Here is an 8295-nt window from a genome sequence, read left to right as displayed (position 1 = left end):
AGGCTCCAAGCGATGACCTGGTCGGCGCCACGCTCCTCATCGCGATCGGTGCGCCAGCGCACGTCCATCTCCACGCCCAGGATGCCGCTCTTGTCCCGCACGAACAGCGGCCCGAGCCAGACACCGGCCTGCTTCAAGCGGTTGAGGAAATCCTCGGCCGCCAAGCGCTCGGGCGTCTGGCTCAGCGTCAGCCCGGCCTGGGCCAGGGGCACGCGTGTCTCGATCAATTCCAACAGGTGCTGCACCCGCGCCGGGTCGGCATCGCTGGCCCGCACGTCCTGGGAAAACGGGAAGCGTCCCGCCAGGTATTGGTTGAAATAATTGGCCAGGTCATTCCAGGCCATCGCCGCCTGGTTCTGTTGCAGGTACAGGCAACGTTGCAGCGCACCCTGCTGCAATGCGACGGTGCGCCGAGCCAGGTCGCCGCGCCCACCGGACAGGCTGGAGGTCTGCAAGATCTGCGCGCAGGACGCGGTGTCCATCGCATTGAAATCCCGACTCACCAATTGCTCCAACTGGGCAGCCGAGCTGGCCGGGTTCTGATTCTTGTACTTGAGCAGTTCGTCGTTGAGGGCCATGAACCGCGCCACCTGGTCATGCTCCAGGGCGGACAGGTCGTCCTGCTGGACGATCAGCCATTCCAGGGCAGGCATGCGCTGCTCGGCGATCTGCAGCATGGCGCTGAATTGCTGGTTCAAGTTCAGCTTCAGTTCCTGTGGATCGTTGGCGCCATACAGCCGCAAGCCGAAGTTCTTCGAACCGTCCCAACGCTCGATATCGGCGCGCTGGCTGAATAACGGCTGGGCATCGATTTCGTCCAGGCCACTGTTGATCTGCGCCAATGCCCGGCGATTGAGCAGGCGCTGGAAACGTATCGCCAGGTCACCCCGATGCACGTCCATGAAGGCTTTCTGCAGCGCCACGGCCTGGGTCGTCTGTACGTTGAAGCCCATGCCCGGCAGCGGCTCCTCGCTTTCATCCAGGCTCAACCACATGGCCCGTGCCGCGGCGTTTTCGGCGGCCTGCATCAGTGCATCGCGGTAATCCGGCGGGATGCGCGGCAGCTCCTCGTTGACATAACTCTTGTAACTGGCGAAGTAGTTCAGGGCGCCGCTGAAATCGTCGCTGCCATTGCCCTGCCCCATCGAATCGGGGTTACCCGACGACGGGTCCTTCTGCATCGCCAACGCCACGAAATCCCGTTTGAACAGCGCTTGCACCGCACTGTCCAGAGCGGTGACATGGTCCTGCAACACCAGCAAGCCGCTGCCCTGCTGCACCAGCAGATTATCCCGGGAACCACTCTGGACGATCCACTGGTCGCGAAAGTTCTGCTGCAACTTCGCCGCCTGGCTCTCCAGGTCCTGTGTGATGTCCGGGCCGAGCAAAGTGCTGTGGCTGACCTTGTCCAGCATCTGGGTGTAGCCGGGCACCAGGTCCTGGCCCTTGCCCCGGCCCCAGGCGGAGTTGGTCAGGCTCACCAGCGTCTGCAGGTCATCGATCAGCGCCATCAGGTCTTCCAGCTCACTCAAGGAGTTGCCGCTGCCGGCCTCCAGCCGTTGCAGGTGCAACTTGAGATAACCGGCCTGGCGAACGAAGTTGTCCGCCAAAAAATAATGGTCCAGCCAGCGTTGCATCAGGCCGGTGAAATTATCGGCGATGACCGGGCGCGCGGCGTTCAGGTCCAGCCCTTGCAAATAGCTGTTACGCGCATCGAACAGGACCCGGTTGTAAAACTGTGGGCGACTCAACGTCCCAGTGTTGAGGCCCAGGGACAACGCGGCGTTGCTCAACTGCACCAGTTCGTCCAGTGGTGCCTTGGGGTCATTCACCACTTGGCTGAACATCTGGTTGTGCTGCTCGAGGCGAGCTGCCAAATCCACCAGCGCCTTGGCCTTCAGGTAACTCTGCCACTGCGCCGGGTCGTCGTTCTCGACGTTGCCCCGCCGCTCGGTGTTGCGGATGGACTTGAGTTGTTCCAGGTCGCAATTGAGCAAGTCTCGCAACGGTAGTATCCAATGGTGCCTGGCGGTCAGGCGCAAGCCATCCTCCAGCTGCGTGTCCACAGAGGAAAACCAGGATGTGGGGAAGACAACCGAGACAAAGCGCCAGCGCGGGGCTTTCTCCAGGACGTTCCAGTAGTTCTGCACGTTATGCCGGGTCGGTTCCAGTTGCGGCTGGTCCGGGTCAACGACGATGTGGTTCTTGTGGGCGCTGAGGACCAACCGCGACAGTCCCTCGGCATTTTCCACCGAATCGCGCCAGACCCAGACCATGCCTCCCAACCAGACCAGGCCCACCACCAACGCCACCGCGCCGGCCAGCCGATGCCCGCGTTGGCGCACGCGTAGCAAGCGAGGCACGGGCTGGGCCAGGCCGCGTTCGGCCATAAGACGTCGCGACCACAATTGCCGGGCGAATACCGTTTGCCGCTGGCCATTGTGATGGGCAGTCAAACTGTCGCCGCCGGTGGCCGGTGCCTGGCTGGCGGTGAAGTACACGCCGCGAAATCGCGGCGCTTCGCCTTGGGCGTTGCCCTGGAATGCAGGCTCCAACAAGACCTGCAAGGCTCGTCGCAAGCCTTCGAAGCGTTCCGGCAGGCCATAGAGATCGGTGCTCAGCTGTCCCGACAGCGCACCGATCTCGATGATCGACTGCGCCAGCGCGGCGTTGATCTCATCCAGCGCCTGGTCACTCCAGTGCGACTGCCACGCCGCATCCGGCAAGTAAGGCGACGACCAGCCCAGCATTGACTCACGCGCCTTGGCAGGCAGCGCGCTGACCAATTCCTGGAACCCGGGCAACTCTTCCATCCCGGTGATCACCACGTACACCGGCAGGCTGAGGCCAAACCGTTGCAGCAAATCGATAAAAACCCGCCGGACCTTGAGGCTCAGCTCAGTGGTGTGCTCGATGTCATCAAACTTGCTGAACGGTACTGTCCAGATCACCCCGTCCAATGGCCGCTTGCTGCGCAGCCGCAACAACAGGCCCAGCAGTCGCCACCAATTGCCCCGTTGCCGATTCATGCCTTCATCGGGCAGGAACAAGGCCTGGGGCACCACCAATACGGCGCCTTCGGCATCGCAAAACCAGCGCCCGAACCAGCCCGCCTTGTCCGTGGGTTGCAACCGCCATTGGCTGCACAACTGGGCACCGTCGGTTTCGTTGCCGAGCATCATCAACCAAGGCGTCTGATAGCGGTCGCGGGTGCCCTGCTCCTGCTCCATTTGGCGCACCGCCCCGTAGAAATTGCGAATCGCCGCCCCGCCCTGGGTTCGCAACCACCAGACCGCTGCCGCGATCACCAGCACCACGACAATGGCGAGCAGCACCAAGGCGACGATGCTCAGGGTATTCATGAATCCTGCTCCTGGACTGGCGACTCGTTCAATTGCAACACCGGTTCGAGCTCCAGGCGGATGTCATGCCAGAAGACCTGCCCCAAGGCAGTCAACAACAGCACCATCGCCACGATCGCCAACACCAGGCGAAAGCCGTCCGGCAAGGATTGCTGCGCTGGCATACGCGCGGGCGTCGCCGCCGCAGACATCGCCAGGCGCTGGCTGACGTCGACGTAATCGGGTTCGTGCTGCCAGGCAAAGGTGAACAACGCCACGCGCCATTTTTCGTGCTGGACCTGACCAGGCTCGCCGCGCAAGCGCCCTTGGAATCCCAGGATCAGGCATTGCAGATAGACATTCGCCAGATCCCGAGTGCCCGGCATCTGCTCATCCAGCAGCTTCTTGATCGCTGCGGGCAAGCGCTCGCCGGCCTGGCGGCTGGCGTACATGCGTGACTCGAGGGGATGCTGCTGCCAAGCCAGTTGGCCGGGCCAGGTGCTGAACAGCAACGTCTCGTCCACCAGCGCGACGAAGGCATAGACCAGCGCCTTGACCTGCTCGGAAGCGGCATCGCCGACAGTGGCGTAGGCCACCCGCCAGAGACGCTGGGCGCCGCGACCGGAAAACTCCACGACCCGATTGATCACAATTGCCGGATCACTGTCCTTGGGCAGGTCTTGCCACTCCTGGGACCACTTCAACCAGGCTTGACGAAACGCGCTGCTCAGCGGCGCCTCGTGCAGACTCCGAACCACCCCGCCACTTCCGTCAGGCATACAGCTCCCCTTTTGCGATCAGGCACTTTCACTGGCTTGCGCCACGAACAACACCACTTGCCACGGGCTGCTGGCCTGGGCCGAAGCCGGCGCCACGATGTGCAGCGGCAGTTGGCCGTCGAACCATTGCCCGCTCGCGGCCACCACAAACAAACGGGTGTCGTCACCGACGCTGTAGGCCACCTGCTCGTTGCGGCTCATGGCCTGGTGTGGCAAACCGCTCATGCGTTGGCGACTCAGCAGCGCAATGTGGGGCGCCGACGCAATGATCGCGCCGCGCAACCATTCGGCCGCCGCTTGTTCACCGGCGCCGTTGGGCATGCGCAAACCGATCACCAGGCGTTGATTCGGCTGATCGTCAGGCAACTGGATCGAGAAAGCCTGCTCGTTGCGCTCGAACGCCAGGCTTCGGTAACCGGCACGGACCAGTTCCAGGGTGGTTTCCAGCCAGTCGAGCAGCGGCTCGTAGCCGCGCTGCAACTCGAGAAAATCCAACGGCGCGAAAGCCGGGACGCCCGCCAGCGGATCCAACGCCGACCAGCTCCCGGCCAGCCCCAGCAGCAAACCGTAGAGCGCCTGGGGCGTCGCCACCCGGGTATTCAACGCCCCTTCGACCTCCGGCAAGCGCGCCCACAGGGCCGTCAATTGCCGACGGATCTCCATGGCATCGTCCTGGTTGCCGGCCGCCTGGGCCTGACGCAAGCGACCAGCGAGGAACATGCACTTTTCCCTGGCCCTCGCACACACCCCGGCCACCCGCCGACCAAGGGCCGATTCCGGCAGCAGGATCGGCGTCGGCGGCGTATACGGCACGCGCCAGAAACCGCCCCCCTCCTTGCGGATACGCAGCAATGGCAGGCAGATCGAATCAGCCTTGCTCAATTGCGTGCACAACCTCGGGTTGGGCCGCCAGACGGTGATCGACTCGGGAAACTCGCCGCTGGTGAGGTCTGGCAAAGCCTCGCCAACCACCGATTGCAAGCGCCCCTTGAGCGGCAGCAACTGCCCGGCACGCCACAGCGGGCTGACCGCCAGGTACACGGTCACGGTGGCGTCGTCGGTCTTGTCGATCGCCTCGCTGACGTCCAGTTCCAGGGTTGGCCCGACACCGGCCTGCAAATTGACCGGCAAGCCGTCCGGCAAGGTGCCTTGCAATTGCAGCAGGCGTACCTGGCCGGCACTCAGGGCCGAAGGATCGACTTCCAACTGGCTGACGCCCCAGAACCAAGGGTTGCAAGCCCCGGCAAAATGCGCGGCGAGGGCCTCGGCGCGCAGCCCTTGCAACTGAAAATGCTGAGGCAAAAGTTGCATGCCCTCGTGCCAGCACACCGCGTCAGGTAACAGGCTCATACGACTCCCTTCGACATCCCAAATCGCCGCGCGAGGCGGCCCGCGGTCACTCAAGGCTGCTTGTGCCGGTCGTCATTCACGAGGGTCATCTCGCGACTGTCGAACTTCAGCCAGGCCTCGTGCTGATCGTCCAGCCGAAGCCGGTGGGCTCCCGGAGTGTTATAGCTGGCGAAGACCAAAAGTCCAGCGGCGCGCCGGCCCTCCAGCGGGAAGGGTTGGCGGTCGATGAATTGCCCCGGGACCAGCTCCAGCCCCCACACCGACAGGAGTTGGCGATAGTCGCGCTGGAATTGTTCGCGCTCGGCAAACCACTGGCTGGCGGTGATGCCCGACAGCTGCTTGAGCAGGTCCGGGTCGTTCACCGCGATGAAATCCACCGCGATCGGCGTGTCGTCGTTGGCCCGAGGCGCGACGTCCAGGGTCAGGCTGTCGAGGTCGACGCTGGGGGCGAACAACGAACAACCGGTGAGCGCCAGGCTGAAAAAAAATCCATGAAAAAACGCACGCAAAATGAATCTTCCTTTTCTCAGCGGTCAAAAATTGTTTTTGCTTGCATTTTTATAGACCTGTTCTAGCGTCTTGGATAGTTCGACCCACACAGTCGAATGGACCAGGTTCGTCAAGGGAATGACAGGTTTTCTGCCGTCCATTTGCAACCTGCGGATCAGCAAGGGAATGCGATGAGCGGGACTCCCGATGCATTGCTTCCACACATGCATCGGAGTCGGCCGCCATGGCAGAAAGTACCCAGCACAAGCTCGACAGAGTCCGTCCTCCCCGCGTCCAGATCACTTACGACGTGGAAATCGGCAACGCTATCGAGAAAAAAGAATTGCCACTGGTCGTCGGCATTCTGGCCGACCTCTCGGGCAAGCCATTGGAGCCGCTGCCCAAGCTCAACGAGCGGCGCTTCACCGAGATCGATCGGGATAATTTCAACGAGGTGCTCGCCTCCATCTCCCCCCGCGCCACGCTCCAGGTGAACAACACCCTCAGCGGCGACGACAGCAAGCTCAACATCGAACTCAACTTCCGTCACATCGACGACTTCGACCCGGTCAAGGTCGTCGAGCAAGTCACGCCGCTGCGCCGTTTGTTCGAAGCGCGGCAGCGCCTGCGGGACCTTTTGACCAAGCTCGATGGCAACGACGACTTGGACAAGCTGCTGCGTGACGTGATCGCCAACACCGAAGGCCTGCAGGAAATCAAATCGGCCCGGCCCCAGGACGCGACGCAAGAACTGCCCACCGTAGCCGCCAACGATGACCCGGCCCCGGCCGAACCACAGGCCTGATCGCGCGCCTCATTCAAGGGAGATAAAGCCATGCCTGCTTCATCCAGCGCTCAAACCAGCGAGAGCACGACCCAGACCCTGTCCTTGCTGGACAAGATCATCGCCGAAGGCCGCATGGCCCACGACGACAGCCAGCAAGACTACGCCCGCGATATGCTGGCCGAATTCGCCACCCAGGTCCTCGACGAAGGCATGGCCATCGACAAGGATACCGTGGCGATGATCAACGACCGCATCAGCCAAATAGACGAGCTGATCAGCGCCCAGCTCAACGAAGTCCTGCATCATCCCGACCTGCAGAAACTCGAGGCCTCCTGGCGCGGCCTGCACCTGCTGGTGCAGAACACCGAAACCAGCACCCGGCTGAAATTGCGCCTGCTCAACGTCACTCAGAAAGAACTGCAGAACGACCTGGAAAAAGCCGTTGAATTCGACCAGAGCGCCTTGTTCAAGAAAATCTATGAGGAAGAATACGGCACCTTCGGCGGACACCCGTTCAGCCTGTTGGTGGGCGACTACACCTTCGGCCGGCATCCGCAGGACATCGGCCTGTTGGAAAAACTCTCGAACGTCGCCGCCGCCGCGCACGCCCCGTTCATTGCCGCCGCCAGCCCGCGGTTGTTCGACATGACCAGTTTCACCGAACTGGCGGTGCCGCGTGACCTGTCGAAGATTTTCGAAAGCCAGGAGTTGATCAAGTGGCGCGCTTTCCGTGAAAGCGAAGACTCTCGCTACGTGTCACTGGTGCTGCCGCAATTCCTGCTGCGCCTGCCCTACGGGCCGGACACGCTGCCGGTGGAAGGCATCAACTACGTCGAGGACGTCAACGGCACCGACCACAGCAAATACCTGTGGGGCAACGCTGCCTGGGCATTGTCACAACGCATCACCGAGGCCTTCGCCAAATACGGCTGGTGCGCGGCGATTCGCGGGGCCGAGGGCGGTGGCGCGGTCGAAGGCCTGCCGGCCCATACCTTCCGTACCAGCTCCGGGGACCTGTCGCTCAAATGCCCGACCGAAGTGGCGATCACCGACCGTCGCGAGAAAGAACTCAACGACCTCGGCTTCATCGCCCTGTGCCACAAGAAAAACAGTGACGTGGCGGTGTTCTTCGGCGGCCAGAGCACCAACAAGGCCAAGGTCTATAACACCAACGAGGCGAACGCCAATGCGCGGATCTCGGCGATGTTGCCGTATGTGCTGGCGGCCTCGCGTTTCGCCCATTACCTGAAGGTGATCATGCGCGACAAGGTCGGCAGCTTCATGACCCGCGACAACGTACAGACCTACCTCAACAACTGGATCGCCGACTACGTACTGATCAACGACAACGCGCCGCAGGAGATCAAGGCGCAATACCCGTTGCGCGAGGCCCGGGTGGACGTGACGGAAGTGGCGGGCAAGCCAGGCGCCTACAAGGCCACTGTGTTCCTGCGGCCGCACTTCCAATTGGAGGAACTGACCGCCTCGATCCGCCTGGTGGCGACGTTGCCGCCACCGGTGGCTGCCTGACCGCCCTTGGCGAGGGAGC

The 8295-nt window shown here is 62.5% G+C and carries 6 protein-coding genes; 2 read left to right on the top strand and 4 right to left on the bottom strand.

The features are described from left to right. The 4 genes from OC610_RS16250 to OC610_RS16235 all read right to left on the bottom strand — a co-directional run. The coding region (locus OC610_RS16250; RefSeq protein WP_264429032.1) for a type VI secretion system protein at positions 1-3362 on the bottom strand (3362 nt) is incomplete at its 3' end. Next, positions 3359-4120, bottom strand: a complete 762-nt coding sequence (locus OC610_RS16245) for a DotU family type IV/VI secretion system protein (protein WP_264429031.1) — start codon at positions 4118-4120, stop codon at positions 3359-3361. The genes OC610_RS16250 and OC610_RS16245, both read right to left, overlap by 4 nt. 18 nt (positions 4121-4138) lie before the next feature. Further along, positions 4139-5470: a type VI secretion system baseplate subunit TssK gene (tssK, locus tag OC610_RS16240; protein ID WP_264429029.1), complete on the bottom strand. Its 1332-nt coding sequence runs from the start codon at positions 5468-5470 to the stop codon at positions 4139-4141. A gap of 50 nt (positions 5471-5520) precedes the next feature. Beyond that, positions 5521-5979, bottom strand: a complete 459-nt coding sequence (locus tag OC610_RS16235; RefSeq protein WP_264429027.1) for a type VI secretion protein — start codon at positions 5977-5979, stop codon at positions 5521-5523. 224 nt (positions 5980-6203) lie between these two features. Between OC610_RS16235 and tssB the strand changes: the two genes are divergently transcribed. After that, positions 6204-6764 (top strand): type VI secretion system contractile sheath small subunit, encoded by a 561-nt coding sequence (tssB, locus tag OC610_RS16230; protein ID WP_030142659.1) that lies wholly within the window; start codon positions 6204-6206, stop codon positions 6762-6764. Positions 6765-6794: 30 nt separating this feature from the next. Then, positions 6795-8276: a type VI secretion system contractile sheath large subunit gene (gene tssC / locus OC610_RS16225; RefSeq protein WP_264429025.1), complete on the top strand. Its 1482-nt coding sequence runs from the start codon at positions 6795-6797 to the stop codon at positions 8274-8276. Positions 8277-8295 lie beyond the last annotated feature (19 nt).

The organism is Pseudomonas agronomica (assembly GCF_025917275.1).
Taxonomy (GTDB): domain Bacteria; phylum Pseudomonadota; class Gammaproteobacteria; order Pseudomonadales; family Pseudomonadaceae; genus Aquipseudomonas; species Aquipseudomonas agronomica.
Note: the sequence above shows the minus strand (reverse complement) of the source record. Positions and strands in the feature narration are given on the sequence as shown.

Excerpts from the sequence above, each read along its gene's own strand:
- tssB (WP_030142659.1), top strand. The coding sequence starts at position 6,204 with ATGGCAGAAAGTACCCAGCACAAGCTCGACAGAGTCCGTCCTCCCCGC.
- tssK (WP_264429029.1), bottom strand. The coding sequence starts at position 5,470 with ATGAGCCTGTTACCTGACGCGGTGTGCTGGCACGAGGGCATGCAACTT.
- OC610_RS16245 (WP_264429031.1), bottom strand. The coding sequence starts at position 4,120 with ATGCCTGACGGAAGTGGCGGGGTGGTTCGGAGTCTGCACGAGGCGCCG.
- tssC (WP_264429025.1), top strand. The coding sequence starts at position 6,795 with ATGCCTGCTTCATCCAGCGCTCAAACCAGCGAGAGCACGACCCAGACC.